At 73.5% G+C, this 26339-nt stretch carries 23 protein-coding genes; 10 read left to right on the top strand and 13 right to left on the bottom strand.

What is annotated here, in order from left to right:
* Window positions 1–223 precede the first annotated feature (223 nt).
* Complete coding sequence (locus tag ACSIH6_RS36440; RefSeq protein WP_435112881.1) at window positions 224–1429, bottom strand: lycopene cyclase family protein; 1206 nt, start codon at window positions 1427–1429, stop codon at window positions 224–226.
* A 59-nt stretch (window positions 1430–1488) separates the two neighbouring features.
* Here ACSIH6_RS36440 and ACSIH6_RS36435 point away from each other — a divergent pair, with 59 nt between their 5' ends.
* Together ACSIH6_RS36435 and ACSIH6_RS36430 are read left to right on the top strand one after the other, a co-directional pair.
* Window positions 1489–2298, top strand: a complete 810-nt coding sequence (locus ACSIH6_RS36435) for a class I SAM-dependent methyltransferase (protein WP_435112879.1) — start codon at window positions 1489–1491, stop codon at window positions 2296–2298.
* Window positions 2295–3980, top strand: a complete 1686-nt coding sequence (locus tag ACSIH6_RS36430) for an FAD-dependent oxidoreductase (protein ID WP_435112877.1) — start codon at window positions 2295–2297, stop codon at window positions 3978–3980. The genes ACSIH6_RS36435 and ACSIH6_RS36430 overlap by 4 nt, the downstream gene beginning before the upstream one ends.
* Before the next feature lie 167 nt (window positions 3981–4147).
* Here the strand turns inward: ACSIH6_RS36430 and ACSIH6_RS36425 are convergent, their stop codons facing one another.
* The 5 genes from ACSIH6_RS36425 to ACSIH6_RS36405 all read right to left on the bottom strand — a co-directional run bounded on the left by ACSIH6_RS36425 (window position 4148) and on the right by ACSIH6_RS36405 (window position 10597).
* A complete protein-coding gene (locus ACSIH6_RS36425) occupies window positions 4148–5413 on the bottom strand; it encodes a cytochrome P450 family protein (RefSeq protein WP_435112875.1) in 1266 nt (421 codons plus the stop codon).
* 423 nt (window positions 5414–5836) lie between these two features.
* A complete protein-coding gene (locus tag ACSIH6_RS36420; RefSeq protein WP_435112873.1) occupies window positions 5837–6847 on the bottom strand; it encodes a DUF5914 domain-containing protein in 1011 nt (336 codons plus the stop codon).
* A 50-nt stretch (window positions 6848–6897) separates the two neighbouring features.
* Window positions 6898–7875 carry a phytoene/squalene synthase family protein gene (locus tag ACSIH6_RS36415; protein WP_435112871.1) on the bottom strand — a complete coding sequence of 326 codons (978 nt, stop codon included), beginning with the start codon at window positions 7873–7875 and terminating at the stop codon, window positions 6898–6900.
* On the bottom strand, window positions 7872–9332 hold the full coding sequence (gene crtI, locus ACSIH6_RS36410) for a phytoene desaturase family protein (RefSeq protein ID WP_435112885.1): 1461 nt from the start codon (window positions 9330–9332) through the stop codon (window positions 7872–7874). Before crtI ends, ACSIH6_RS36415 begins: the two co-directional genes overlap by 4 nt.
* Window positions 9333–9448: 116 nt before the next feature.
* On the bottom strand, window positions 9449–10597 hold the full coding sequence (locus ACSIH6_RS36405; protein WP_435112869.1) for a polyprenyl synthetase family protein: 1149 nt from the start codon (window positions 10595–10597) through the stop codon (window positions 9449–9451).
* Between the two features lie 180 nt (window positions 10598–10777).
* Here ACSIH6_RS36405 and ACSIH6_RS36400 point away from each other — a divergent pair, with 180 nt between their 5' ends.
* From ACSIH6_RS36400 to ACSIH6_RS36370, 7 genes are all read left to right on the top strand, one after another.
* Complete coding sequence (locus ACSIH6_RS36400; protein WP_150252171.1) at window positions 10778–11299, top strand: MarR family winged helix-turn-helix transcriptional regulator; 522 nt, start codon at window positions 10778–10780, stop codon at window positions 11297–11299.
* A 220-nt stretch (window positions 11300–11519) separates the two neighbouring features.
* Window positions 11520–13232 (top strand): BCCT family transporter, encoded by a 1713-nt coding sequence (locus tag ACSIH6_RS36395; RefSeq protein WP_435112866.1) that lies wholly within the window; start codon window positions 11520–11522, stop codon window positions 13230–13232.
* A 30-nt stretch (window positions 13233–13262) separates the two neighbouring features.
* A complete protein-coding gene (locus ACSIH6_RS36390; protein WP_435112864.1) occupies window positions 13263–13736 on the top strand; it encodes an Hsp20/alpha crystallin family protein in 474 nt (157 codons plus the stop codon).
* A 164-nt stretch (window positions 13737–13900) separates the two neighbouring features.
* A complete protein-coding gene (locus tag ACSIH6_RS36385) occupies window positions 13901–14548 on the top strand; it encodes a copper chaperone PCu(A)C (RefSeq protein WP_435112862.1) in 648 nt (215 codons plus the stop codon).
* Window positions 14548–15753: a Dyp-type peroxidase gene (locus ACSIH6_RS36380; RefSeq protein ID WP_435112860.1), complete on the top strand. Its 1206-nt coding sequence runs from the start codon at window positions 14548–14550 to the stop codon at window positions 15751–15753. The genes ACSIH6_RS36385 and ACSIH6_RS36380 overlap by 1 nt, the downstream gene beginning before the upstream one ends.
* A gap of 133 nt (window positions 15754–15886) precedes the next feature.
* Window positions 15887–16525 carry a hypothetical protein gene (locus ACSIH6_RS36375; protein WP_435112859.1) on the top strand — a complete coding sequence of 213 codons (639 nt, stop codon included), beginning with the start codon at window positions 15887–15889 and terminating at the stop codon, window positions 16523–16525.
* Between the two features lie 349 nt (window positions 16526–16874).
* Complete coding sequence (locus tag ACSIH6_RS36370; protein ID WP_435112858.1) at window positions 16875–17684, top strand: sigma-70 family RNA polymerase sigma factor; 810 nt, start codon at window positions 16875–16877, stop codon at window positions 17682–17684.
* Window positions 17685–17915: 231 nt separating this feature from the next.
* Here the strand turns inward: ACSIH6_RS36370 and ACSIH6_RS36365 are convergent, their stop codons facing one another.
* The 6 genes from ACSIH6_RS36365 to ACSIH6_RS36340 all read right to left on the bottom strand — a co-directional run bounded on the left by ACSIH6_RS36365 (window position 17916) and on the right by ACSIH6_RS36340 (window position 24325).
* Window positions 17916–19250 carry a M16 family metallopeptidase gene (locus ACSIH6_RS36365; RefSeq protein WP_435112857.1) on the bottom strand — a complete coding sequence of 445 codons (1335 nt, stop codon included), beginning with the start codon at window positions 19248–19250 and terminating at the stop codon, window positions 17916–17918.
* Window positions 19251–19363: 113 nt separating this feature from the next.
* Window positions 19364–21676, bottom strand: a complete 2313-nt coding sequence (locus tag ACSIH6_RS36360; RefSeq protein WP_435112856.1) for a polyribonucleotide nucleotidyltransferase — start codon at window positions 21674–21676, stop codon at window positions 19364–19366.
* A 433-nt stretch (window positions 21677–22109) separates the two neighbouring features.
* Entirely contained in the window at window positions 22110–22379 is a 270-nt protein-coding gene (gene rpsO / locus ACSIH6_RS36355; protein WP_435112855.1) for a 30S ribosomal protein S15, read from the bottom strand.
* A 259-nt stretch (window positions 22380–22638) separates the two neighbouring features.
* Complete coding sequence (locus ACSIH6_RS36350) at window positions 22639–23586, bottom strand: bifunctional riboflavin kinase/FAD synthetase (RefSeq protein ID WP_435112854.1); 948 nt, start codon at window positions 23584–23586, stop codon at window positions 22639–22641.
* A gap of 167 nt (window positions 23587–23753) precedes the next feature.
* Window positions 23754–24038 carry a type II toxin-antitoxin system RelE family toxin gene (locus ACSIH6_RS36345; protein WP_435112853.1) on the bottom strand — a complete coding sequence of 95 codons (285 nt, stop codon included), beginning with the start codon at window positions 24036–24038 and terminating at the stop codon, window positions 23754–23756.
* Window positions 24035–24325, bottom strand: coding sequence for a type II toxin-antitoxin system Phd/YefM family antitoxin (locus ACSIH6_RS36340; protein WP_435112852.1), 291 nt, complete (start codon window positions 24323–24325; stop codon window positions 24035–24037). Before ACSIH6_RS36340 ends, ACSIH6_RS36345 begins: the two co-directional genes overlap by 4 nt.
* A gap of 209 nt (window positions 24326–24534) precedes the next feature.
* On the opposite strand from ACSIH6_RS36340, the gene ACSIH6_RS36335 reads away from it, so the two are divergent.
* Window positions 24535–25383, top strand: a complete 849-nt coding sequence (locus ACSIH6_RS36335) for an alpha/beta fold hydrolase (protein ID WP_435112851.1) — start codon at window positions 24535–24537, stop codon at window positions 25381–25383.
* Window positions 25384–25403: 20 nt separating this feature from the next.
* Here the strand turns inward: ACSIH6_RS36335 and truB are convergent, their stop codons facing one another.
* Window positions 25404–26291 (bottom strand): tRNA pseudouridine(55) synthase TruB, encoded by an 888-nt coding sequence (gene truB, locus ACSIH6_RS36330; protein ID WP_435112883.1) that lies wholly within the window; start codon window positions 26289–26291, stop codon window positions 25404–25406.
* Window positions 26292–26339 lie beyond the last annotated feature (48 nt).

Raw genomic sequence — 26339 nt, 5'->3', positions numbered from 1 at the left:
CCCCCCCCCCCCCCCCCCCCCCCCCCCCCCCCCCCCCCCCCCCCCCCCCCCCCCCCCAGGCCGCGCTGGTGCGCAAGTTCTCCGCCGCCTACGCGGAGCTGCCGGGAGACCCCCTGTAGGACGTCTTCGGCGGGCACACGCTCCGCCGCGCGGCGGGCGGCGCCCACCGGGCACGCGCCCGTCCGCGCCACGCGCTCCGCTCCCGGCGTCCGGGAGACCGGCGTCAGGCCCCGGCCCCGCTTCTCCCCACGCCCCCGCGCAGCGCGTAGTGCCACGCCTGGTCCAGACTGGTCAGCGACATGGCCGCGACCGGCGTGCTCAGGCCCATCGCCAGCTCCCGGGACAGGCGCGAGCCCCCGTCCAGGAAGGCCAGCACGTCCCCGAGGCGGTTGGCCGCGAACAATCCGGCGAAGAACTCCGCTCCCCGCACCCGACCCGTGTCCAGGGCCCGCAGCATGACCGCGTCCATCGCCAGGTGGCGGCGCCGGTGGGGCACCGGCGGCACCGGGACCCGCCCCCGGACCAGCGCCCGCGCCACGGCGGCCGTCTGGCGACCCACACCGCTGAACGTGTACCCGGTCGAGGGCCGGGTGGCGCCGCCAGCCGTCCCCACCCGGAACACGCGCCGTCCCGCGCGGGGCCGGAACCGCGCGTCGGTCATCGGGATGACTCCCTGCTCGGCCGCGGTCACCTCCACGTCCCCCAGCCCCAGCAGGCCGCAGTAGTCCTTGAGCGCGCGCTCGTACTCGGGGGTCGTGAGCGCCTCGCGGCCGAACTCGGTGTACTCCACCAGCGCCTCGCGCGGCGACAGCGGCAGCACGTAACCGAAGGCCACGCCGTTGGCGGGCTGGGGAGGGCGCAGGTCCATGAGCACGGCCGAGGAAGGGTCGAAGACATCGTCGGGCGTGCGCACGAACCAGCCGCGGAAGTGCTGGAGCAGGTGCGTGCGCCCGCGCGGGGCGGGCCGGGGCGGACGCGAGTCGAACACCCACGAGGCGGTCAGCTCCCGGTCCGCTCCGCCCGGACCGGTGCCCCACACCACGGCGTGCCCGGCGCCGTCGCCGACCCCGGTGACCAGCAGCGGGAGCTGGTCCACGTGTTCACCGGCCGAGGCGCGCACGTGCGCGTCCACGTCGGCCGACCGCAGCATCTTGTAGACGTAGGGCGCCGCCGAGGAGGCGTGGGAGGCCCCGTCCGGCCCCACCACGGACAGGTCCGACCAGCGGGCGGTCAGCAGGTGGTCCCACGGCCCGCCGTCGGGCTCCCAGAAGCACCAGGTGCGCGGCGGAGGGGTGTGCGGCCCCGGGGGCGGTTCCACGAGGGCGACCCGCAGCGGTCGGCCACGTCGGTCATTGACCCCGCGGAGCTGGTGGGTCAGGGTGAGCCCAGCGGCTCCCCCGCCGATGATCGCCACGTCGTAGTCGGCCATGCCCCCAGCATGCACGGGGATGGCCGCGCCCGCACGCGAACACCCCCCGGGAGGAGAACGTGGACACCACGACGCACGCCATGAAGGACGGCGCGGTCACCGACGAGTTCGACCACGCCGCCGGAGCCTACGACCGGCTCGTGGCCGCCAACCCCGGCTACCACGCGCACCTGCGCGTCTCCGCCAGGCGGCTGGGCCTGCCCTGGGACGGCACGGGGCTGCGCCTGCTCGACCTCGGGTGCGGCACGGGCGCCTCCACCGCCGCCCTGCTGCGCGCCCTGCCCCGGGCCCGGGTCGCGGGCGTGGACGCCTCGCCCGGGATGCTGGAGGCGGCCCGCGCCAAGCAGTGGCCGGACTCGGTCTCCTTCCACCAGGCCAGGGCCGAGGACCTGACCCCCGAGTGGGCCCGGAGGTACCTGGGGGGACCGGTGGACGCGGTGTTCGGCGCCTACCTCATCCGCAACTGCCCCGACCCCGACGCCCTGCTCGCGTCCGTGCGCGCACTGCTGAGACCCGGCGGCCGGATCGTCCTGCACGAGTACTCCGTGGCCGACTCGGTGTCGGCCCGGGCGGTGTGGTCGGCGGTGTGCTGGGGGGTGGTGATCCCGGCGGGCAAGGCGCTGACCGGCCGCGCGGACCTGTTCCGCTACCTGTGGCGCAGCGTTCTGGAGTTCGACGGCCGCACCGCGCTGCTGGAGCGGATGCGCCGCGCGGGCCTGGAGTCGGTGGCCAGCGCGCCGCTGCCGGGCTGGCAGTACGGTGTCACGCACACCTTCGTGGGACGGCGCCCGAACGGCGCTTCGAGCGGCGCTCTGGACGACGCTCCGAAAGGCGTTCCGAACGGCTCTCCGGAAGGGCCGCGCCGATGAGCGCTGACGGCGACGGACGCCCCGGAGCACGCGTCCTCTCCAACGGGTCCGGCCGTCCCCCCGGCGCCCGCGACCCCCTGGCCGAGGCGGTCCCGCCCGCGCCGCCGACCGGCCCCGCGACCGACGGGAGGCCCCGCGCCGTCGTGGTCGGCGGCGGCATCGCCGGACTGGCGGCGGCCTGCGCACTGGCCGAGCGGGACGTGGACGTGACGGTGTTGGAGCGCGAGCCCTCGCTCGGGGGGCGGCTGCGCGGCTGGGCCACGACGCTCTCCGACGGCTCGCCCGCGACCATGACCCGCGGGTTCCACGCGTTCTTCCGGCAGTACTACAACCTGCGCGCCCTGCTGCGCCGCGGCGACCCCGGACTCGGCGCGCTGGTCCCGCTCACCGACTACCCGCTGGTGCACAGGGACGGGCCGCGCGACCGCTTCTCGGGGCTGCCCGCGACCCCGCCGTGGAACGCGGCCGTCCTGGCGGTGACCAGCCCGAGCTTCCCCCCGCGCGACCTGGCGCGGGTCAACGTGCCCGCGGCCCTGCAACTGCTCGACGTGGACGTGCCCGGCGTGTACGAGCGGCTCGACCACCTCAGCGCCCGCGACCTGCTGGACGCGGTGCGCTTCCCGCCCACGGCGCGGCACCTGGCCTTCGAGGTGTTCACCCGCAGCTTCTTCGCCGACCCCGGCGTGCTGTCGGCCGCCGAACTCGCGCTGATGTTCCACGTGTACTTCCTCGGTTCGTCCGAGGGCCTGGTGTTCGACGTGCCGGGCTCGCCGTTCCCGCAGGCCCTGTGGGACCCCCTGGAGCGCTACCTGGCCAAGCGCGGGGTCCGGCTGCGGACCGGCGTGCGGGTCGAGGAGGTGGGCCGGGGCCGGGAGCACCGAGAAGAGGGGCTCCGGGGACGGGAGCGCCGGTTCGCGCTGCGCGGGCGCACACACGAGGGCGGGGCCTTCGAGGAGGACGCGGACGCCGTGGTGCTCGCCGCCGACCCCGCCGGAACCCGCGACCTGGTGGCGGCCTCGCCGGAGCTGGGCACACCGGAGCTGGGCGGGTCGGAGCTGGGCACTCTGGAGCCAGGCGGGGTGGCCTGGCGCGACCGGATGGCCCGGGTGCGCACGGCTCCCCCGTTCCTGGTGTCGCGCTACTGGCTGGACCGGCCCGTGCGCCCGCACCGTCCCGCCTTCCTGGGCACGGCGGGCTACCCCACCCTGGACAACATCAGCGTGCTGGAGCGCTACGAGGACGAGGCCCGCGAGTGGGCCCTGCGCACCGGCGGGTCGGTGGTGGAGCTGCACGCCTACGCGCTGGAGGAGGGGTGCCACCCCGGGTACGAGCGGCAACGGCTCCGGGAGCAGGCCGAGTCCGTCTACCCGGAGCTGCGCGGGGCCCGCGCGGTGGACGCACGGCACGAACTGCGCGCGGACTGTCCGCTGTTCGCCCCCGGCAGCCACCGGGACCGGTGCGGGGTGACCACGCCCGACCCGTTCGTGACGGTCGCGGGCGACCACGTGCGCACCGATCTGCCCGTGGCCCTCATGGAACGCGCCGCCACCAGCGGCCTGCTCGCGGCCAACGCCCTGCTGTCGCGGTGGGGGCGGCCGGGGCACACGGTGTGGACCGTGCCCCGGCAGGGGCGGTCGGCGCCGTTGCGTGCGCTCGCCCGCTGGTCCCGGCGGTCCCGCTAGCACGGTGGCCGAGGAGGTTCACCGGCTCACGGCAGAGGTAGCCCGGTGTCCGTGGGGGCCCGGAGCCGGGGGCGGTGGTGAGGGGCGACGGGCGGCCGGGGTGCGATCGAGCCACCCGGACCGCCGTCGTCGGTGCCCCTCCGGGTGGCGGCGCGCCCTCGGACGGATCAGCCGAGGTGGACGGGGAGCTCACGGTAGCGGGTCCAGAACGGCAGGGGCTCGAATTCGAGCTCGGAACGGTCGACGGCCAGCCGCAGGTTCGGGTTGCGCCCGAACAGCGTGCCCAGCGCGACCCGGGTCTCCATGCGGGCGAGATTCGCCCCCAGGCAGAAGTGCACGCCGTGGCCGAAGCCCAGGTGGTTGTTCGGGTGACGGCCGATGTCGAAGACCTCCGGTGCGTCGAAGGCCTCCGGATCGCGGTCGGCCGCGCCCAGCAGCGGGATGACCGACGACCCGGCCGGGATCGTGGTGCCGTGCCAGGTGACGTCCTCAACGGTGGTGACCGGTTTGGTCCCCCCGAGCGGACTGCCGTAGCGCAGGATCTCCTCGACCGCGCCGCGCCACAGGGCCTCGTCCTCCGGCGCGTCCCGTAGCCGCGCGAGCTGGCGCGGATGGTCCAGCAGGGTGACCACCGCGCTGGTGATGAGGTTGTAGGTGGTCTCGTAGCCAGCGGTGACCAGCAAGAACACCATCGCGACGAGCTCGTCGTCGGAGAGGCGGTCGCCCTGTTCCTCGGCCTGGATCAGCCCGGTCAGGATATCGGCGCCCGGGTCGGACCGCTTGCGGTCGATCAGCTCGCGGACGAATCCGGTCAGTGCGTTCACCTCCCGGACCCAGTTGGCCTGGCCGATCTCGGCCATACCGGTGATGAGGGCCTTCATGCCCTGGCCGAACCGGTCGCGGTCCTCGTGCGGCACCCCGACCATCTCGTTGATCACCGTGGCCGGGATCGGCAGCGCGAACTGCTCGCGCAGCTCGGTCCGACCGGAGGGTTCGAGCTCGTCGAGCAGGCTGTTGGCGAGGTCGCCGACCCGGTCGCCGAGCCGGGCGATCGCCTTGGGTGTGAACGGCTTGACCACCAGCCCGCGCAGTCGCCGGTGTCCGGGGTCGTCCATCATGATCATGCTGGAGGTCGTGAGCAGCCGCATGGGCTCACGGACCGAGTCCGGCATCTGCGCGATCATCGCCGGGCCACGGCCTTCCGGCGAGCGCTGGAACCGTGCGTCGCTCAGCAGCTCCCGGCAGTCGGCGTAACGGGAGATCAGCCACACGTCCTGCTCACCCATGTACGCCATGCGCCCGCGGTAGACCGGGGCGTTCTCGCGCAGCCACGCGTAGTGCGCGTGCGGGGCGGCGAGGAACTCCGGGCTGCCGACGGTGATCGGGTGGGTGATGGTGGGCCCGGTCACTGGGGTGGTCTGGGGTGCGGTCATGAGGGCTCCTCGGCCAACTCGTCCTACCGCGCGTCCGCGCGAAGGCGGGTGCGCGGCCCTGGTCGGCGTGTGGTTCCTCCGCGGACCGGACCGCGGGGTCGGTGGCTGGCCGGACGCCGTCGGGCTCGAAACTCCGCCTGGTCCTCATCATCATCCCGACGCGCCGGTGCTGGCAATCCGCCAGAAGGGATCGCCGCCTGGCGCGCTGACCGCAATGGCCCACCTGCCCGGTGCCGGGCAGCGCGGTCGTGTACTTGTGTCGAGGTCCGGCGCCCGGGACGCGCCACGAGTACGGGTGGAATCTCCTGAACTCGCACCAGCAACGTTTTCGGCCAGCCCGTCAGCCAGTCCCGGACGGGCCGTTACAGCAGAACACTGGTCCTTCGGGCGGGAACTCCCGCGAGGGGGACCACCTGCCGGGGCTCAACCGGGCCAGCGGCCGGTGCTCCTGAGCAGGTACCGGCGCTCCGCGTAGTCCAGGTCGTCCTTCCACAGGCGCCGGGCGGCCATCCGCATCACGGGGCGCACCACCGGCCCCGCCACCCTGCGGGCCAGCAGGAAGCCGATCCGCTCCGAACTGGCCACGGTCGCCTCGATGACCGCCGTGCGGGGCACTCCCTTGCCGTCCACGCCCAGCGGGGTGGCGTGCGTCTCCACCACGCTGCCCAGGCCCTCGCCCTCGATGATGCGCATGACCACCGTGCGCGGGTCCGGGCAGCGGAACTCCGCGCGCACCGGCACGCCCCACCTGCCCGCCACCCGGAAGCCCACGTCCACGACCATGCGGTCCGGGTCGGGATTGGCTCCCTTGGGCACCTCGGTCACCTTCAGTCCCACGAACGAGTAGGGGTGGAACCACGAGCCGTGCCAGGGGTCGAGCCGGTTGGCCACCACGTCCTCGGGTTCGCACCGCCCCGCCAGGCTCTCCACCGCCACCAGGCTCCCGGGCAGCGCGGGGCGCTCGGGGACCACCGGCGCGTCCAGGGGCTCCTCCCCGCCCTCCCGGTCCAGGCGCACCCACACCAGGACGCCGTCGTCGTGCACCGGGTAGGGGTCCCATCCGGGGAAGCCGCCGCTGCCCAGCGACAGCCCGTGCCACCGGCACACCAGACGCCCGGAGTCCACCGCGCCCCGGCACAGCGGCGCGCCCAGGTGCGGGCAGGCGCCCGGCCCCGCGTGCGCGGTCCCGTCCGGGGTGCGCCAGGCCACCAGCTCGGTTCCGGCCACGACGCGCCCGAACGGCCGGTCCGCGCGGACCTCGGTGCTCGCGGCCAGCACGAACCAGTTCCCCGCCGGCCGGGCGAGCGCGCGTTTGAGCGCCGACCCGATGACGGAGGGCGAGCCCTCCCGCCAGGTCGGCTCCTGCGTGTTCCACGTGGTGGCGGGCATGCGGCGCAGGGGAAGCCGCCGCGGTCGCGGGTCGGGCAGTGTCACGGGGTCCTCCAGGTACGTCGGTCGAGGGGGCGGGGACGGACCGCGCGTCCTCAGCCGGTCCGCGGGCGCGGCACCCGGCCGCGCAGGGAGCGCGCGATCAGCGACCGCGCGAGGGCGGGTACGGCGGCGGCCGCCTTGCGGGTGTCCGAGACGCGGTGCCGGACGCTCCACACGTCGTAGTCGGCCGCACGCACCTCGTCCAGGATCGCGCGGTAGAGCCGGAAGGCGGTGGCGACACACGGACGCGCCACGGGGGAGAGCATCGCGATGCCCGGTTCGGCCCGCCGGTAGAAGCCCTGGTTGACCTCCACCAGGTCGGCGAGGGCCTCCCGCACGCGCGGGTGCGGCTCCCTGGCCCGCGCGCACTGCTCCAGCAGCTCACGGTCCACGCCGTGCGCGGCCAGGGCCTCCTCCGGCAGGTAGACGCGGCCGCGCCGCAGGTCCTCGGACACGTCCCGCAGGAAGTTGGTCAGCTGGAACGCCTCGCCCAGCGCGGCGGCGTGCGGGGCCGCCTCCTCGCGCGGGGCCACCGTCCCCAGGACCGGCAGCACCTGAAGGCCGATCACCGCGGCCGAGCCGTACATGTACTCGCGCAGGTGCTCCAGGTCGCGGTAGCCGGTCACGGTCAGGTCCATGCGCATGGAGGCCATGAACGCGGTGAAGTAGGCGTGCGGCAGCGCGTACCGGTGGATCGTGTGCGCCAGGGCGGACAGCACGGTCGCCGCCTCGGGGTCCCGCGCGGATTCCCCGCCCAGGACCCGGGCCAGGTCGGCGTCGATGACGTCCAGGCGGGCGGCCTGGTCCGCCACCGTGGCGCCCGGCGGCGGCTCGTCGACGATGTCGTCCACCCACCGCGCGAAGCCGTACAGGGCGTGCACCCCGGGCCGGTGCTCGGGCGGCAGCACCCGCGTGGCCGTGTAGTAGGTGCGCCCGTGGCGGGCGTGCAGGGCCCGGCACCTGAGGTAGGCCTCCCGCAGCGGCTCGCCGGTGATCCCGGCGGCGTCGAGTTCCGCGGTTCCCGCGCTCATCGGCCTCCTCCGGTTCTGCGGACCACCTCTGCCGCGGCGAGCTTCCCCGAGATCAGCACGGTCGGCAGGCCGACCCCCGGTGTGGTCCCGCATCCGGCCAGGACGGCGTTGGATGTGCCGGGGACGGTGTTGCGCGGACGGAACGGCCCCGTCTGGGCGAAGGTGTGCGACAGCGAGAACGGCGTGCCGTGCGCGAGCCCCTGCCGCGCCCAGTCCGCCGGGGTGACCAGGTGCTCGATCCGCACGGAGGCGTCCAGCCCGTCCAGTCCGCGCTCCTCCAGGACCCCGACCAGGCGGTCCCGGTAGCGCGGCCCCTCGCGGTCCCAGTCGACGCGGCCCGCGGCCAGGTTGGGCGCCGGGGCGAGCACGTACAGCAGGTGGCGCCCCTCCGGGGCCAGCGACGGGTCGGTGAGGGTGGGCTGGGTGACCAGCAGGGAGGGGTCGCTCATGGTGCGGCCCTCGCGGATGATCTCGGTGAAGGTGCGCTTCCACGCGGCGCCGAAGGAGATGGTGTGGTGTCCCAGCCGCTCCCAGGTGCGGTCGGTGCCCAGGTGCAGCACGACCGCCGAGGGCGAGTAGCGCGTGGCCACGGGGCGCCGGGGCGTGTGGCCGAGCAGCCGGTGGGCGGCGGGCAGGTCCGCGGTGAGCACCACCTGGTCGCAGGCCAGGCGCTCCCCGTCCCCGGTGACGACGGCGCTGACGCGGTCGCCCGCGCGTTCCAGGCGCACGACCTCCTGCCCGTAGCGGACGGTCCCCCCGGCCTTGGCGACCGCTCCCGCGAGGGCGTCGCCCAGGGCGCGCATCCCTCCTCTGGGGAAGTACACCCCGGCGACGGTGTCCATGTAGGCGATGACGGCGTAGGCCGCCAGGGCGCTCTCCGGCGCCACCCCCGCGTACAGCGACTGGAAGGAGAAGATCCGGCGCAGCCGCTCGTCGCGGACGTGGCGGCCCACGGCCGGGGCCAGCCTGCCGAAGCCGCCCATCGCGGCGAGCCGGAACAGGTCGGGGCGGACCAGGTCCAGCGGGGAGCGGAACCGGGCGTCGATGAACGAGCGCATCTCCACCCGGTACAGCCGGGTGAGCCAGTCGCGCAGCCGCAGGTAGCCGTCGGCCTCGCGCTGCCCGGCCACCCTGGCGACCTCGGCGGCCATCGCCTCGCGCTCGGTGTGCACGTCGATCACCGAGCCGTCGGCGAAGGAGGCGCGGTAGGCGGGGCTGAGCGGCACCAGGTCCAGCCGGTCGGCCACGGTCTCGCCGACCGCGCCCAGGGCCTCGTCCAGGAGTTCGGGCATGGTGAGCACGGTGGGACCGGTGTCGATCTGGAAGCCGTCCAGGTCGAGCCGTCCCGCGCGCCCGCCCGGGTGCTCCTCGCGCTCGACCACGGTGACCTCGCGCCCCGCGCCCAGCAGGTGCAGGGCACAGGCCAGACCGGACAGCCCGGCGCCCACGACGACCACGGGGCCGCGCCCGCGCGGCCCGGGTCCGGCCCGGGGCGGCGCCGGCGGCTCGGGGTTGTCCTCAGGCACGGTGGTGCTCCTCTCCGGTGTCGCGGACGCCTTCTCCGCCTGACGGGTCACACACGGTCACGCGCGATCCGGGAGGCCAGGCCGCCCAGTCCCTCCAGCACGTGCGCGGGCGCGTCGAGCCCCTCCAGGCGCGCCCGCCCCTGTTCGGCGAGCTCACGGCACCTGGCGCCGACCAGGTCGCGTGCGCCGAGGCGGTCCAGCGCGTCGGCCGCCTCCGCGGGGTCCACGTCCTCGTCGGGGAGGCCGATGCGGTCGAGCAGCCGCAGCGCGGCGTCGTCCCCGCGCTCGCGCGCCAGGCGGGTGCCGGTCACGAGCAGCAGCGTGCACTTGCCCTCGCGGATGTCCTCGCCCACGGGTTTGCCGGTCCGGGAGCTGTCCCCGTAGACGCCGAGCAGGTCGTCCCTGAGCTGGAAGGCGATGCCCACGTCCCTGCCGTAGCCGCGCAGGGCCCGCACCGCCGCCGGGTCGGCCCCGGCCATCGCCGCGCCCAGGTGCAGGGGGCGTTCGACGCTGTAGGAGGCGGTCTTGAGCATGTCCACGCGCAGGGCGGCCTCCTCCGAGCGCTCCCGGCGCGCCTGGGCGCGCACGTCGAGGAACTGCCCGGCCATGATCTCGGTGCGCAGGTCCCGCCACACGGCCCGTGCCCGGACGGGTTCGGGCACGCCCGGCAGGGCCTCGTTGAGCATGTCGTCGGCCCAGACCAGGGCGAGGTCGCCCACGAGGACGGCCAGCGCCTCCCCGTACCGGCGGGGATCGCCGACGTGGCCGTCCCGTTCGTGTTCGAGGGCGTGCGCGGCGTGCACCGAGGGGCGGCCCCGGCGGGTAGGCGAGCCGTCCATGACGTCGTCGTGGACGAGCGCGCAGGTCTGGACGAGTTCGACCGCGGCGCAGGCCTGGCGGGCGGCACGGGCCGTCTCCCCCGAGGGGGCGCCTCCGCCCGCGATCCACCCCCACCAGGCGAGCAGGGGCCGCATCCGCTTGCCGCCGTCCAGGGTGAAGCGGACGGTGGCCCCGGCCAGGTCCCGGCCGAACTCTCCGTCGAGGTCCTCCGAGTCGCGGAGCCTGCGCTCCAGGTAGTCCTTGAGCGACTCCTCCAGGGCCGCGCGCTCGTCGGCGACTCCGGCGTCCGGCGGGTGCGGGTGCGGGTGCCTGTGGGTGTTCAGGATGGGATTGACGGTGTCCTCCCCGGGTAGCATCCGGACAGTGCAACTCGGTTTCCATGAATCTTGGCAACCGAACTACTTCCCCCTCCGCGAGGGGCAAACCCTTCGCTGGTGGAGGGGTGTACGCCTCCCGGAGAGGGTGTGCGCGTCCCGGTGGCGCTTAGACTTCCAGGAACGGCCGGAGCCACCGGCCACGAACGCGAGAGAGGAACCATGGACACCGCGTCGGCCGCATCCTCTCCCCCCGACTTCGGAGGGTCCGGGACCGCGGATTCCGAGGCCAGGTCGCGGGCCGAACTCTACGACGCGTTGCAGACCGACGGGCAGCGACTCGCCGTACGGCTCATCCGCCTGCTGCACCGGATGGCGGAGCGCTCGGGGATGAACCCGACCGACTTCCAGTGCTACACGCTGCTGCGCGTGGGCGGTTCCATGACACCGGGCGAGATCGCCGACAGCCTGTGCCTGTCCACCGGTTCGGTGACCGGGGTGATCGACCGCCTGGAGGCGCACGGCCTGGCCGAGCGCACCCGCCACCCCGAGGACCGGCGCAAGGTCGCCGTCCGGCTGACCGGCGACGCCGCGCGCCTGGGCCCCTCCACCGCGCCCGGGATGCGCGAGGCGATGACGGCCGCGCACGCCGACTACTCGCTGGAGGAGCTGGCCACGATCACGGACTGGCTGGACCGGATCGGCACGACCCTGGACCGGCTGTCCGCGAAGACGGAGCCGTGAGGCCGGAGGGACGCCGGTCGGAGCCGTGAGCATGGAACCCGCAGAGGTCGAGCGGAGCGAGGGTGACCACTCCTACCCCGATACGTGCGGACATATGCCGTCATGTGCCCGGTCAGGTCCCGTAGCACCGCAAAAGCTATTTCGCCGCTCGTAAGCCAACACTCCACAGTTGTGCGGTTGCTTCACGAAACGGCTCCTGGCACCTACCATCCCACGGGACATGTCCGTGGGCCGGTGCCCGCACCGGTCCCTCATCCCCCGACCAGGGACAGCGATCCTCCGGGGCTGGGAAGGAGCCAGCATCTCATCCCTACGCGAGTACATCCGAGAACACACCAACCCCACGGTCTTCGGGGTTTCCGGGGTCGTGATCCTCGCCTTCGTCGTCGTCGGCATCGTCGCCACCGAGCCGATGCTCGACGCGGCCACCGTCACGCGCGACTGGATCGGGGAGAAGCTGGGCTGGGTCTACGTCCTGTCCACCACCTTCTTCCTCGGGCTGGCGGTCTTCCTCATGCTGAGCCGGTTCGGGAAGATCCGTCTGGGCCCGGCCGACTCCCGGCCCGAGTTCGGGACGCTGGCCTGGTTCGCCATGCTGTTCACCACCGGCATGGGCATCGGCCTGGTGTTCTGGGGGGTGTCGGAGCCCATCCACCACCTGACCTCACCGCGCTCGGCCGAGTTCGTCACCCCCGAGGGTGAGCCGCCCCCGCCCGAGGCCGCGAGCGAGGCCCTGGCCCTGAGCTACTTCCACTGGAGCTTCCACCCCTGGGCCGTCTACATCGCGCTCGGCCTGTCACTGGGCTACTTCGCCTTCCGCAAGGGCCTCCCCCTGCGCCCCGCCTCGGCGCTCTACCCCCTCCTGGGCGACCGGGCCTTCGGCTGGCCGGGCAACGTGGTGGACATCCTCGCCATCTTCGGCACCATCTTCGGCCTGGCCACCTCGCTGGGCCTGGGCACCCTCCAGATCAACGGCGGGCTCAACCACGTCTTCGGCATCCCCTCGAACGCCACCGTGCAGTCGGTCATCATCATCCTCATCACCGCGATCGCACTGCTCAGCGTGCTCTCGGGCATCGACAAGGGCATCCGCCGCCTGTCGATGATCAACCTGTGGCTGGCCTTCCTGCTGCTGGTGGTCGTCTTCGCACTGGGCCCCAAGCTGTGGATCGCCAGCATCATGACCACGGGCGCGGGCGAGTACCTGAGCAACATCGTCGAGTGGAGTCTGGCCTTCCCGAGCCCGCTCATCGACGAGACGGCGGCGGCATGGACCACCGCGTGGCCCATCTTCTACTGGGGCTGGTGGATCTCCTGGGCGCCGTTCGTCGGCATCTTCCTGGCCCGGATCTCCTACGGCCGCACCATCCGCGAGTTCGTCATCGGGGCGCTGTTCGCCCCCGTCGCCGTGTCCATCCTGTGGTTCGGGGTGTTCGGCGGCTCCGGCCTGTACTACGAGCTGTTCGGGAACGCCGGCCTGAGCGCGCTGAGCGAGGAGGACCGGTCCTTCCGCCTGCTGGAGCTGCTGCCCGGGGGACCGCTCATCGGCGGCGTGATCTCCGTCCTGCTGATCATCGTGGTGGCGGTCTTCTTCATCACCTCCTCCGACTCCGGCTCCCTGGTGGTGGACACGCTCGCCAGCGGCGGGAGCCTCAAGCCGGTCAAGGCCCAGCGCGCCTTCTGGGCGATCAGCGAGGGCGCGGTCACCCTGATCCTGCTGGTGCTGGGCGGGGAGAACGCGCTGTCGGCGCTCCAGGCCGCGTCGGTGGTCACCGGGCTGCCCTTCGCGATCATCCTGATCCTCATGGTGTGGGGCCTGCTCAAGGCCCTGTCGGAGGAACCCAAACCCGGAAGCCCGAGGGAGCAGCGCGCCGAGGACCGCCCCAGGTCCGACCGCTCCCCGGAGAAGCAGGCGCGCGACCAGTTTCCGTAGTTCCCGTCAGCACGAGGAAAGGAGGCGGCCGTGGCGCCGAAGAAGTTCCACAACCCCTTCCACGGTGTGGTGGACATGATCACCGAGATGAACCGCATCTCCGACAGCATGTCCTCGATGGAGACCGGCAACGCCGGTGAGCGCGAGCGCGGGCACGCCGACGCGTGGAGCCCGCCCACCGACATCCTCGCCCGAGGCAACGACCTGGTCGTCCGCTGCGAGGTCCCCGGGGTCCAGGAGCAGGACGTGTCCGTGAGCCTCAACAACGGGATCCTCACCATCAGCGGCGAGCGCCGCCGGGACGGGGACGACGTCGTCTACTACTCCTCCGAGCGGTTCATGGGCACGTTCCGCAGGGAGATCAGTCTCCCGGAGGCGGTGGACGAGGAGGACATCGAGGCCAGCTACGGCGAGGGGCTGCTGGAAGTGGTGGTGCACGGCGCCGCCAACGCCCGCGGGCCCCGGCGCATCACCATCCGCAAGCGGTCGCCGAAGAGGTCCTAGACACCGCCGACGGGGCGGGTCCGGCGCGGCCGGGCCCGCCTCTTCGGCGTCCGCGGGCCGGATGTGGCGCGGGGCACCCACAGGTGCCGGGAACCGGACGGCCTCGCGATCCGACCCGTAGGGGGAACGGCCGCGAGAACGCGGCTCGTACCCCCGGAGGGAACATGGACCGCATCCGCACCAGCCGTACCGCATGGGCCGCCTCACTGCTCTGCCTCGGCCTCACCCTCACCGCCTGCGGCGGGGCCGCGGAGGGCGGCGCCGCCCCGGTGGAGGAGGCCGCCGACAGCGCGGAGACCGCCGCCGACGCCTTCTCCGTGACCGACCCCTGGATCAAGGCCGTCACCGCCGAGGAGGGGATGACCGGCGTCTTCGGTGTGCTGGCCAACGGCTCCGACGAGGAGATCACCGTCGTCTCGGCCAGCTACGACGCGGCCGGGATGGTCGAACTGCACGAGGTCGTCTCCGAGGGGACCGACGGCACCATGCGCGAGAAGGAGGGCGGGTTCCCCATCCCCGCCGGGGGCAGCGCCACCCTGGAGCCCGGCGGCGACCACATCATGCTCATGGAGCTGGCCGAGGACCTCCAGCCGGGAGCCGAGGCGACCGTCACCGTGGAGTTCTCCGACGGCTCCACCACCGAGTTCACCGCCGCGGTCAAGGACTACGCCGGGGCCAACGAGGAGTACGGGGGCGACGCGGAGGGCGGCCACGGCGGGGGGCACGGTGACGGGGAGCACGACGCCGAGGAAGAGGACGCCGGGGGCGAGGGCGACCAGGCGCACGGCGACGAAGGGCACGGGGACCACTGATGGGCGGCGAGGCCCGGCTCAGCCGCAGAGGGCTGCTCCTGGGCGGCGCGGCCGCCGGTGTCGGCGCGGCCGGGGGCGCGCTCGCCCACCGGTGGGCCGCGGAACCGGCGGCGGCCCCCGTGGCTCCCCCGCTCAACGGCACGCTGACCGTGCCGTTCCACGGCGTGCGGCAGGCGGGCGTGGAGACCCCGCCGCAGACGCACGGCACCTTCGTCGCGCTGGACCTCGAACCGGCGACCGACGCGGACGCGGTCGGTCGGCTCCTGCGGCTGCTCAGTGACGACGCGGCCCGCCTGTCCCGGGGCGAGCCCGCCCTGGCCGACACCGAACCCGAGCTCGCCCGGGTTCCGGCCCGGCTCACCACCACGTTCGGGTTCGGGCGGGGGCTGGTGGAACGGGTGGACCCCGACGCGGTGCCGGACTGGCTGGGGCCCCTGCCCGGGTTCGGGCGCGACCGGCTCGACCCGGCCTGGGGCGAGGCGGACCTGCTGCTCCAGGTCTGCGCGGACGACCCCGTGACCGTCTCCCACGCGGTGCGGATGATGCTCAAGGACGCACGGGCCTTCGCACGGGTGCGGTGGACACAGAGCGGGTTCCGCCGGGCCCACGGCTCCCAGCCCGAGGGCACCAGCATGCGCAACCTGATGGGGCAGGTGGACGGGACCGTCAACCCCGCGCCGGGAACCGGGGACTTCGACCGTCTGGTGTGGGGCGGAGACCCACCGCGGTGGCTCAGGGGAGGCACGGGCCTGGTGCTGCGCCGCATCGCCACCCACCTGGACACCTGGGACGAGCTGGACCGGCCCGCCCGGGAGGCGGTCATCGGCCGCCGCCTGGACAACGGCGCGCCGCTGACCGGTGCCGAGGAGCACGACGAGGCGGACCTGGAGGCCACGGACGGCTCCGGGCTGACCGTCATCGCGAACTTCGCCCACATCCGGCGGGCCCGCACCGACGACCCGGACCAGCGGATCTTCCGGCGCGCCTACAACTACGACGAGCGCGGCTCCGGCGGTGAGGAGGCGGGGCTGCTGTTCGCCTCCTTCCAGGCCGACCCGCTGCGCCAGTTCGTGCCCATCCAGCGGCGCCTGGACGAGTTGGACCTGCTCAACGAGTGGGTGACCGCCGTGGGCTCGGCGGTGTTCGCCGTCCCGCCGGGCTGCGCGGAGGGAGGGTACGTGGGGCAGGCCCTGCTGGAGGGATGAGGCTTCGGCCCCGGCGGCCGGATCCGACCGCCGGGACCGCACGAGGGGAGGGAGCGCCTCCTCCCGCGAACACGGTCCGCGGGTCGACCCACCCCCCTGGGCGGGGCCCCGGAACGGGTGCGACGATGAACCCATGACGGAGCGGCCACCCCTGCGCGCGGCCCGCGCCGGGGTGTTCGCCTCGGTGTGCTCCGCCGTGTCCGTGGGCGGCCACGCGCTGTCCTCCGAGCACGCCGTCCCGCTGGGCGGGCTGCTCGTCGGCGCCGCCCTGGTCTACGCCTCCGCCTGGGCCGCGACCGGCCGCGAACGCGGACTCGGCGCGATCGCCGGATGGATGGCGTGGGGCCAGCTGGCTCTGCACCTGGTGTTCTCCATGGCCCAGGCGGCGGGCGCCCACGGCGCCCACGGCGCCCACGCGGCCGATCCCGCTTCCGTGGAGGCCGCCTCGGGCGGCGCCGAGATGCTCGTCGCCCACCTCGTGGCGGGCGCCGTGTGCGCCTGGTGGCTGCGCCAGGGCGAGGCGGCGCTCTTCGCCTACCTGCGCCTGGCCGCCGCCGCGCTGCTGCCCGTCCTGGTGCTCGCGGTCCCGCGGCTGGTACCCGAGCGGGTGCCCTCGGCCCCGCTTCCCGAGCGCGAGACACCCGCCCCGGCCGCGCCCTACCTCCGGCACAGCCTGGTTCTGAGGGGACCGCCCGCGGCGCAGGCCGTGTTCGACCGGCACCCGCACCGCCGCGCGGCGGTCGGCGTCCACGAACACGCCCCGGGTCGCTGACCCGAGCCCTACCCCGCGCCCGCGCTCCCGGGCCGCCTCCCACCGCGACGGTGACGTCCGCGAGGACCAGCCCTGAGCTGTCCTCGCGCCGCGCCGTGCCCACGGGGGGACCGGCCGCGCGGCCTCGGCTCCGCCCGAGCGGACACGGGTGTCCGGGTCAGCACCTCCCCGCCGCGACCTCCGCACCGCCGCGTCCCGCGCGGGCGTCCGGAGGCGCGTCCGGTCCCCGCGTGCCCGGGTCCGGTCCCCCTGCCGGGGACCGGCCGCGCACGCTCCCGTCACCGCGCGCACCACCGCCCGAGGCCACCGGCCGCCGGGCCGCTGGTGCACGCCGGACCCCGGAGCACCGATGCCCACCGACACCGTCTTCCAGGAACAGCGTCCGACACGGGCGCGCCGCTCCCACCCCGACCGCCCGGCGCGCCGCTCGTGGCGCGACCACCGCACCGACCCGCAACGGTCGCCCGCGCCGGGCGAAGCGGAGGAGCCCACACACCGGGAGAGGCCCACCCGCGCGGAGGGACCCGCTCGCCCGCAGAAGCCCACCCGCTCAGAGGAGTCCGCTCGCCCGGAGGAACCAACCGGCCCGGAGGGGCCAACCCGTTCGGAGGAGTCCCCGCACGCGGACGAGCGCCACCGTGAACGGGACGGCGAACTCGACCGGCTGGCGCTCGCCGCACGCGAGGGCTCGGCCGCCGCGCTCGACGCGTTCGTCCGGCGCACCCGCCCCGACGTCGCCCGCTACATCGCCCGCAGGGTCCACCCCGATCGCGTCGAGGAGCTCAGCCAGGAGACCTACCTGCGGGCCCTGCGCGGCCTGCCGCGGTTCGCCGGGCGCGCCCCGGCGCGGACCTGGCTGCTGGCCATCGCCCGCAACACCGTCGCCGACCGCTACCGCCGCGACGCGGCCCGCCCCGACTGCGTGCACCCCGCCGACTGGGACCTGCTGCCCGCCCGGACCGTCCGGTTCGACGAGCACGTGGCCCTGCTCTGCCTGCTGGACGGCCTCGCGGCCGAGCGGCGGCAGGCGTTCGTCCTCACCCAGGTGGAGGGCCTGTCCTACGCCGAGGCCGCCCGGCTGATGGACGTGCCCGTGGGCACGATCCGCTCGCGGGTCGCCCGGGCCCGCGGCGATCTGGTGCGCGGGCTCACCGCCTGAGGGCGGAACGCGCCGAGGCCCCGGGCCGCTCCGCGTGCGCGGGCGGCCCGGGGCCTCGGATGAGAGGGCTTCCGGAGCGCGGTGACCGGGGAGGGCCCACAGGCCCGTCCCACACACCGTGATCTTGTACCTATAGCGAGCCTCGAACGTCCAACCTCGCCAAGACGCAGGTCAAAACCCCATGCGTCACACCGGCAACATCTCCGGTCAGCCGGTCAGCCGGTCAGCCGGTCAGAAGACCCTGTCGGCCGCGTAGGGGCCGATCACAGCCAGCGCGCGCGGCCGCGACAGCAGGTCGGCGGCCACCTCGGCCACCTCCGCGCCGGTCACCGCGTCGAACAGCGCCAGGCTCTCGTCGATCGAGTAGTGGCCGGGCCGGTGCAGCTCGTGCGAGAGCAGCCGCCCCATCCGCGCGTTGGTGCCCTCGCTGCCCAGCACCAGCGATCCCTGGATCTGGCCCTTGGCGCGGGTCAGCTCCTCCTCGGTGATGCCCGAGGCGGCCACCTTCGCCAGTTCCTCGCGGCACACCCCGATGACCTCGTCGGCCTTCTCCGGCAGGCAGCCCGCGTAGATCTGGAAGCTGCCGGTGTCGGCGTAGTCGGCGTTGTAGGCGTGCACCGCGTAGGCCAGGCCGCGCTTCTCGCGCACCTCCTGGAACAGGCGGGAGGACATCCCGCCGCCCAGGGCGGCGCTGAGCAGCCGCAGCGCGTACCACCGCGGGTCGGTGCGTCGCAGCCCCTCCGACCCCAGGATGATGTGCGCCTGCTCGGTCTCGCGCGGCTGCACCACCGTGCCGCCGTGGGTGGCGACCGGAGGGCCGCCGATGCGGGGGCGCGCGGGGCGGGCGTCCCCCGCGGCGGCCGAGTGCTCGGCGAACAGCCTGCGGACCTGCTCCACCACCCGGTCGTGGTCCAGGCTGCCCGCGGCGGTCACGATCAGCTCACCGGGCACGTAGGCGTCGCGGTACTGCTCGGCGATGCGGTCGCGGGAGAGCGCCTCGATGGTGTCGGTGGTGCCCAGGATCGGTCGGCCCAGCGGCGTGTCGCCGAAGAAGTGCGCCGCGAAGACGTCGTCCACCAGGTCGGCGGGCTCGTCCTCGTACATGGCGATCTCCTCCAGGATCACGCCCCGCTCGGTCTCCACCTCGCCCTCGTCGAGCACCGAGTTGGCCACCATGTCACCGACGACGTCGACGGCCAGCGGCAGGTCGCGGTCGAGCACCTTCGCGTAGTAGCAGGTGTGCTCCTTGGTGGTGTAGGCGTTGTGGTCGGCGCCCACACCGTCCAGCAGCGCGGAGATCTCCAGCGCCGAGCGCTCCTTGGTCCCCTTGAACAGCAGGTGCTCCAGGAAGTGCGCCGAACCCGCGTGCGCGGAGTCCTCGTCACGGGAACCCGTGGTCGCCGAGATCCCGAACGCGGCGGAGCGCACGCCCGGCACGGCCTCGGTGACCACGCGCAGGCCGCCGGGCAGCACCGTGCGGCGCACCAGTCCGGTACCGCCGTCCGGCTCCAGCAGCGTCACGGTCGTGCCCGGCTCCTGCTCGGCGGCGATGGGGACAGAGCTCATGGATCCTTCTTCTTCGTCGGGACGTCGGCGGCCGGTCCACCCGGCGGTTCCGGCCGAGGATACGCGCCGGGGCGGCCGCACCCAAGGTGCGACCGCCCCGGCGTCGGTCAGGATCAGGTGTTCTCCGAGCGCCCGCCCGAGCTGCGGCGGCGGCGACGGCGCGGGGCGTCCCCGCCGTTCCTGTCATCGCCGTCGTCCTCGGCCGAGGAGTCCTCGTCCTCGGCCGCGGGAGCCGCCGGGGCGGCCTGGGCCGCCTCGGCCTCCACGACCTCGACCGGGGCCAGCGACAGCTTGCCGCGGTCGTCGATCTCGCGGATCTCGACCTGGATCTTCTCGCCGATGCTGATCACGTCGTCGAGGTTCTCGATCCGCTTGCCGCCGTGCAGCTTGCGGATCTGCGAGATGTGCAGCAGGCCGTCCTTGCCGGGCAGCAGCGACACGAACGCGCCGAACGTGGTCGTCTTGACGACGGTGCCCAGGTAGCGGTCGCCGACCTCGGGCATCGTCGGGTTGGCGATCTGGTTGATCGTGTCCCGCGCGGCCTCGGCGGAGGGGCCGTCGGTGGCGCCGATGTAGATCGTGCCGTCGTCCTCGATGGTGATCTCGGCGCCGGTGTCGTCCTGGATCGAGTTGATCATCTTGCCCTTGGGGCCGATGACCTCGCCGATCTTCTCCACCGGAACCTTGACGGTGAGGATGCGCGGAGCGTTCGGGCTCATCTCGGCCGGACGCTCGATGGCCTCCTGCATGACGTCGAGGATGGCCAGGCGGGCGCCGCGGGCCTGCTGGAGCGCGAGCGCCAGCTGCTCGGCGGGGATGCCGTCGAGCTTGGTGTCCAGCTGAAGGGCCGTGATGAGGTCACGGGTACCGGCGACCTTGAAGTCCATGTCGCCGAACGCGTCCTCGGCGCCCAGGATGTCGGTGAGGGTGACGAACTCGTCGCCCTCGCTGATCAGGCCCATGGCGATGCCCGACACCATCTCCTTGAGGGGCACGCCGGCCGCCATCAGGGACATGGTGGAGGCGCAGACCGAACCCATCGAGGTGGAGCCGTTGGAGCCCAGGGCCTCCGACACCTGCCGGATGGCGTAGGGGAACTCCTCGCGGGCGGGCAGGACCGGGAGCAGGGCGCGCTCGGCGAGGGCGCCGTGCCCGATCTCGCGCCGCTTGGGCGAACCCACCCGGCCGGTCTCACCGGTGGAGTAGGGCGGGAAGTTGTAGTTGTGCATGTAGCGCTTGGTCTTGTCCGGGTTGAGCGTGTCAACCATCTGCTCCATGCGCAGCATGTTGAGCGTGGTGACACCCATGATCTGGGTCTCGCCGCGCTCGAAGAGGGCCGAGCCGTGCACCCGCGGCAGGATGCCGACCTCGGCGCTCAGCTGACGGATGTCCTTGGGCCCGCGGCCGTCGATGCGGATCCCGTCGCGCAGCACGCGCTCGCGCATGAGCTGCTTGCTCAGGGAGCGGAAGGCGGCGCCGACCTCCTTCTCGCGGCCCTCGAAGTCCTCGGCGAGCTTCTCGGCGGCCGAGGCCTTGACGCGGTCCAGCTCGCTCTCGCGGTCCTGCTTGTCCGCGATGGTGAGCGCCTTGGACAGCTCCTCACGGACGGCGCCCTCGACGGCGGCGTACGCGTCGTCCTCGTAGTCGAGGAAGATCGGGAACTCGCCCTGCTCGCGGCTGGCCTGGTCGGCGACGGCCTGCTGGGCCTTGCACAGGACCTTGATGAAGGGCTTGGCGGCCTCCAGGCCCTCGGCGACGGTCTGCTCGTTGGGGCCGACGGCCCCCTCGGCGACCAGCTTGAGGGTGCGGACCGTGGACTCGGCCTCCACCATCATGATGGCGACGTCGCCGTCCTCCAGGACGCGACCGGCGACCACCATGTCGAAGGTGGCGTTCTCCAGCTCGGCGTGGGTCGGGAAGCCCACCCACTGGCCGTCGATGAGGGCGACGCGCACGCCGCCGATCGGGCCGGAGAAGGGGATCCCCGAGATCTGGGTGGACATCGAGGCCGCGTTGATGGCGACGACGTCGTACAGGTGCTCGGGGTGCAGGGCCAGGATCGTCTCGACGATCTGGATCTCGTTGCGCAGGCCCTTGCGGAACGACGGGCGCAGCGGCCGGTCGATCAGGCGGCAGGTGAGGATGGCGTCCTCGGAGGGACGGCCCTCACGCCGGAAGAAGGAACCGGGGATGCGGCCCGCGGCGTACATGCGCTCCTCGACGTCCACCGTCAGGGGGAAGAAGTCGAGGTTGTCCTTGGGGCGCTTCGAGGCGGTGGTGGCGGACAGGACGACGGTCTCGTCGTCCAGGTACACCGTGGCCGATCCGGCGGCCTGGCGGGCCAGGCGACCGGTCTCGAAGCGGATGGTGCGGGTGCCGAAGGAGCCGTTGTCGATGACGGCTTCGGCCGAGTACACGCCCTCCATGGGCGACCTCCTACTACACGTGTTCGCGTTCGTGGCGCCGGGCACGGAAGATGTGCCGGCGCTGGTGGTTCTCTTCCCGCGTCCGTGCCCCGGAGTTGATGACGGCCGGTCATCGATCGAAGCCCACGGCATACCCTCGCGGGAATGTCCGGGGACCACTACCGAGGACCGGCCCCGACTCTGTTCCGGGGTGGGGAGCGGGTGGTTCTCACTGTGGAATTAGGGTGGACGGTGGTGTGTGACCACCGTCGCGTCACACCTTACTAACAAAGCGGGAGCCGCCGAAGCCACTCCCGCCGGTTCGGGGCGCACCGGATCGCACGAGCCGGGCCGCCAGCGAGGAACGGGCCGGGCACGGGCGGAGAACCCGGTACCGCGGCGCCCCGAACGGGGCGGAGCGAAGCGAGCGCCGAGGGCGCCGCCGAAGACGCTCCTAGCGACGCAGACCCAGGCGCCCGATCAGCGAGCGGTAGCGGGTGATGTCCTGCTTGGCCACGTAATTGAGCAGACGCTTGCGACGGCCGACCATCAGCAGCAGGCCCCGGCGGCTGTGGTGGTCGTGCTTGTGCACCTTGAGGTGCTCGGTCAGCTCGGTGATGCGGTGGGTGAGCAGCGCGACCTGGACCTCGGGGGAACCGGTGTCACCCTCGCCGGTGGCGTACTCGGCGATGATCTTCTCTTTGGTGGCGGTGTCGATCGACACGACGCTCCTTCGCTAGAAAGTCGGTACGCGGTGTGGAACCCGGTGCGTGACCGGGATCAGACGCGGTGACCGCGCGTACGAACAGTCACCGTCGCGTGTGGTGCGCGGCCCGCCGCCGACGGCGTGGGTGCGCCGCGCTCCCCCGGCGACGGTACGCGCGGAGGCGACCGGCCGTGGGCACACGTGGACAACGATCACCTTACCGCAGACCGCGAGGTGGCGGGCCGTGGCCGGGCGTGGGTCGGGTCTCCCCCGCCCCCTAACCGGCGCGCAGGACCTCGCGGCAGCGGTCGACGTCGCGGCGCATGGCGACGATCAGCTCGTCGATACTGTCGAAGCGCTCCTGACCTCGGATGTGCACCGTGAAGTCCACCGTCATGCGCAGTCCGTACAGGTCCAGGTCGTCGCGGTCCAGGGCGTAGGCCTCCACCGTGCGCTCGGCACCGTCGAACGTGGGGTTGCTGCCCACGGAGATGGCGGCGGGCCAGCGCGACTCCTGCCCGGGGGCGGGCTCGGAGCGGTGGAGCCAGCCCGCGTAGACGCCGTCGCCGGGGACGGCGGTGTCGGGGAGCAGGTCCATGTTGGCGGTGGGGAAGCCCAGCAGCTCGCGGCCGCGCGCGGCGCCGTGCACGACCTCGCCCCCGACCCGGTGCGGGCGGCCCAGCAGCTCGGCGGCCCCGGCCACGTCGCCCTCGGCGAGCAGCCCGCGCACGCGCGTGGAGGTGATGGTGTCGCCGTCCGCGACCAGCGCGACCCCGTCGGCGGTGAAGCCGTACTCGGCGCCCAGCGTGGCCAGCGCGGCGACGTCGCCCGTGGCGCGGTGGCCGAAGCGGAAGTCCTCGCCCACGACCACGGCCGCGGCGTGCAGGCGGTCGACCAGGACGCGCTGGACGAACTCCTCCGGGGTCAGGGAGGACAGGTCCTTGGTGAAGGGCAGGACGCACACGGCGTCGGCGCCGTACCCGGCCAGCAGCTCCACCCGCCGCTCCAGGGGCGTGAGCACCGGCGGTGTGGTACCGCGCAGCACCGTCTGGGGGTGGGGGTCGAAGGTCACCACGGCCACCGGGAGGCCGAGCTCGCGCCCGTGCCCGACCGCGCTCTCCAGGATGGCCTGGTGGCCACGGTGCACCCCGTCGAACACGCCGACCGCCACCACGGAGCGCCCCCACCCGGAGGGAACGCCCTCCAGCCCGTCCCATCGCCGCACGTCCGGCTCCCCTGCTCGTCGCTCCTCGTGGTCCGCGCGGACCCCGCCACGCCCAGCGTGTCCGGGTTCCGCACGAACCAAGGGTGCCACGTCCGCGGGTCCCCCACCGACACAAGGGGTGTGTGGCCCGGCACACGTCGGGCCACCACCTCAGGAGCTCTCGAAGGTCAGCGCCTTCCCGAGTAGTGGTAGGCGTCAGCCCGGCCTCGGATGTCATAGATGACGATGACGTTCTTGTCGTCGTCTATGCCGAACCGGATTCTGTAGGTGGCACGGCGGGCGACCCAGTCCTGACCGTAGGGAGGGTTGAGCCTTTTCCCCACCCTCCGAGGGTTCTCTCTGAGGTCTCCCCGGATCAGCTCCCATGCTGCCGTCGCCACCTTGTCAGGCAACGTCTCGCACAAGGCACGACGCGCGGTACGGGTCAGGACGATCTCGTACTGCTCGCTCACGTCCCCGTCTCCCGGCGCGTCCGTTCGCGCATGAGCTCGGCCATCTCGTCACCGGTGACCACGTCTCCGCGTTCGTACTCCTCCTTCGCCTGAGCCAGGCTCGCCTGCTCTTCCGGACTGTCCAGAAGGGCGAATGTCTCCGTCATCGACTCGTAGTCGTCCACGGAGATCACCACAGCGCTGGGCCGACCGTTGCGGGTGATGGTGATCGCGTCGTGGGTTCTCTCCACCTCGTCGACGATCTTGGACAGGTTGTTTCTGGCCTCGGCCAGCGGAAGCGTCGTCATGGCTTGAATTCTAGCCAACGACATCGTTGGTTGTACACAATTCACGACAGCTCGTTCTCTTTGCGTGGTGGCCGGGAGAAGCCGCGTCGTCCGGGAGGAACTGGAGGACGCCGGGCACCGCCGCGGCTGAGGCCGGTGCGCGCGCCCGGCCGCTCCGCCCGCGGCGGGACCGGGTTGGCACACGTCCGCGGGGCGGTTACCGTGCACCGATGGCGATGATCGACACGGGTACGACCCGACTGGCGTACGACGAGGCCGGTTCCGGTCCCGCGATCGTTTTCGTGCACGCCGGTGTGGCCGACCGGCGCATGTGGGACCACCAGTTCACCGAGTTCGCGAAGACCCACCGGGTGGTCCGCTACGACTGGCGCGGCCACGGCGGCTCGGCCGACCACGAGGGCCCCACCGACCACCACGAGGACCTGCTGGCCTTGATGGACGCCCTGGAGATCGACCGGGCGACCCTGGTCGGCGCCTCCTACGGCGGCGCCTACTGCGCGGACACGGCGCTGGCCGCCCCGGAGCGGGTGGAGGCCCTGGCCCTGGTGTGCCCGGGGATGTCGGGGCACGAGTGGCCGGAGGTCTTCGTACGCGAGGCGCGCAAGATGGTGCTGGGCGCCGTCCCCCACGAGCGCCTGGAGGTGTACCGGGCGGGACGCGCCGATCCCGACCCCGGGGACGTCGCGGCGATGGCCGAGGCCCAGGCCCGGTTCATGGTGCTGGGCCCCGGGCGGGTGCCAGAGGACGTCTCGCCGGAGGCCTGGGACCTGGTGCTGCTCATGCTGCGCGAGCTGTTCGCCCGCGAGTGGTCCGGGCCGGTCCGCAGCACCCGCTGGCCGGAGCGGCCCGCCAACGACCGTCTGGGCGAGATCGCCGTGCCGACGCTGGTGGTGAAGGGGCTGTCGGAGATCGCGCAGGTGCGGGAGGTCGCGGACCTGTACGCCGAGGGCGTGCCCGGGGCGAGGCTGCTGGAGATGCCCGACACCGGCCACCTGCCGTCCGTGGAGCGCCCCGGCGAGCTGACCGCGGCCCTCGCCCGGTTCCTCGGAACCGCCTGACCGGACGGGTCCGCGCGGGGTCAGGCGGGTTCGAAGACCACCACGGGCTTCATGTGGTCCCGGCGGTTCTCCCCCAGGGCGACGACGCGGCCGTCCGGGGCGAAGAGGCCGACCGGGCCGTGCCCGGACCCGTCCGGGTCGATCCGGTTGCCGTGCCGGATCCGCTGCTCCTCTTCCTCGCTCAGGGCGCGCGCCGGGAAGGCCGCGGCGACGGCCTCGGCGAGCGGGACCTGCGTGAACTCCTCGGCCAGCTCGTCCAGCGTGCGCGCCCGGGACAGGTCGTAGGGGCCCACCCTGGTGCGCCGCAGCGCCGTCAGGTGCCCGCCCACGCCCAGGTCGGCGCCCATGTCGCGGGCCAGCGAACGGATGTAGGTGCCGCTGGAGCAGGTGACGACGGCGTCCACGTCCACGAACCCCCCGTCGGCCTCGGGGATCCGGCGCACGTCGGTGACCGTGAACTCCGCGACGGTGACCGTGCGGGCCTTGAGGGCCACCTCCTTGCCCTCACGTGCCGACTTGTAGGCGCGCTTGCCGTCCACCTTGATCGCGCTGACCTGGGGCGGAACCTGCTGGATCTGCCCCGTGAGCCTGTCCACGGCGGCGCGCACGGCCTCCTCGCGGACCCCGGAGGCGTCCGTGCGCACGAGGGGCTCGCCCTCGGCGTCGTCGGTGCTGGTCGTCAGGCCGAGGCGGATCGTGGCCTCGTAGACCTTCTCGGTCAGGGTCAGGTGGCCCAGGAGCTTGGTGCCCTTCTCGATGCCCAGCACCAGGACACCGGTGGCCATCGGGTCCAGGGTGCCCGCGTGGCCGACCCTGCGGGTGCGCGCGAGACCGCGCGTCCTGGCGACCACGTCGTGCGAGGTCCAGTCGGCGGGCTTGTCGACGACCACGACGCCGCTCTCGGCCATGGTGCTCCTCGGGGTGAAGGGCGGGGGGGGGGGAACCGCCACCGCCCA

This window comes from Nocardiopsis synnemataformans, assembly GCF_965343085.1.
In the GTDB taxonomy this organism is placed as follows: domain Bacteria; phylum Actinomycetota; class Actinomycetes; order Streptosporangiales; family Streptosporangiaceae; genus Nocardiopsis; species Nocardiopsis alborubida.
The sequence above is the reverse complement of the archived record's forward strand: the minus strand, read 5'-3'. Positions and strand labels throughout refer to the sequence as shown.

Excerpts from the sequence above, each read along its gene's own strand:
- ACSIH6_RS36425 (WP_435112875.1), bottom strand. The coding sequence starts at position 5,413 with ATGACCGCACCCCAGACCACCCCAGTGACCGGGCCCACCATCACCCAC.
- truB (WP_435112883.1), bottom strand. The coding sequence starts at position 26,291 with ATGGCCGAGAGCGGCGTCGTGGTCGTCGACAAGCCCGCCGACTGGACC.
- ACSIH6_RS36385 (WP_435112862.1), top strand. The coding sequence starts at position 13,901 with ATGGACCGCATCCGCACCAGCCGTACCGCATGGGCCGCCTCACTGCTC.
- ACSIH6_RS36335 (WP_435112851.1), top strand. The coding sequence starts at position 24,535 with ATGGCGATGATCGACACGGGTACGACCCGACTGGCGTACGACGAGGCC.
- ACSIH6_RS36370 (WP_435112858.1), top strand. The coding sequence starts at position 16,875 with ATGCCCACCGACACCGTCTTCCAGGAACAGCGTCCGACACGGGCGCGC.
- ACSIH6_RS36380 (WP_435112860.1), top strand. The coding sequence starts at position 14,548 with ATGGGCGGCGAGGCCCGGCTCAGCCGCAGAGGGCTGCTCCTGGGCGGC.
- ACSIH6_RS36375 (WP_435112859.1), top strand. The coding sequence starts at position 15,887 with ATGACGGAGCGGCCACCCCTGCGCGCGGCCCGCGCCGGGGTGTTCGCC.
- ACSIH6_RS36400 (WP_150252171.1), top strand. The coding sequence starts at position 10,778 with ATGGACACCGCGTCGGCCGCATCCTCTCCCCCCGACTTCGGAGGGTCC.
- ACSIH6_RS36405 (WP_435112869.1), bottom strand. The coding sequence starts at position 10,597 with ATGCTACCCGGGGAGGACACCGTCAATCCCATCCTGAACACCCACAGG.
- ACSIH6_RS36395 (WP_435112866.1), top strand. The coding sequence starts at position 11,520 with ATGTCCGTGGGCCGGTGCCCGCACCGGTCCCTCATCCCCCGACCAGGG.
- ACSIH6_RS36440 (WP_435112881.1), bottom strand. The coding sequence starts at position 1,429 with ATGGCCGACTACGACGTGGCGATCATCGGCGGGGGAGCCGCTGGGCTC.
- ACSIH6_RS36365 (WP_435112857.1), bottom strand. The coding sequence starts at position 19,250 with ATGAGCTCTGTCCCCATCGCCGCCGAGCAGGAGCCGGGCACGACCGTG.
- ACSIH6_RS36340 (WP_435112852.1), bottom strand. The coding sequence starts at position 24,325 with ATGACGACGCTTCCGCTGGCCGAGGCCAGAAACAACCTGTCCAAGATC.
- ACSIH6_RS36430 (WP_435112877.1), top strand. The coding sequence starts at position 2,295 with ATGAGCGCTGACGGCGACGGACGCCCCGGAGCACGCGTCCTCTCCAAC.
- ACSIH6_RS36360 (WP_435112856.1), bottom strand. The coding sequence starts at position 21,676 with ATGGAGGGCGTGTACTCGGCCGAAGCCGTCATCGACAACGGCTCCTTC.
- ACSIH6_RS36415 (WP_435112871.1), bottom strand. The coding sequence starts at position 7,875 with ATGAGCGCGGGAACCGCGGAACTCGACGCCGCCGGGATCACCGGCGAG.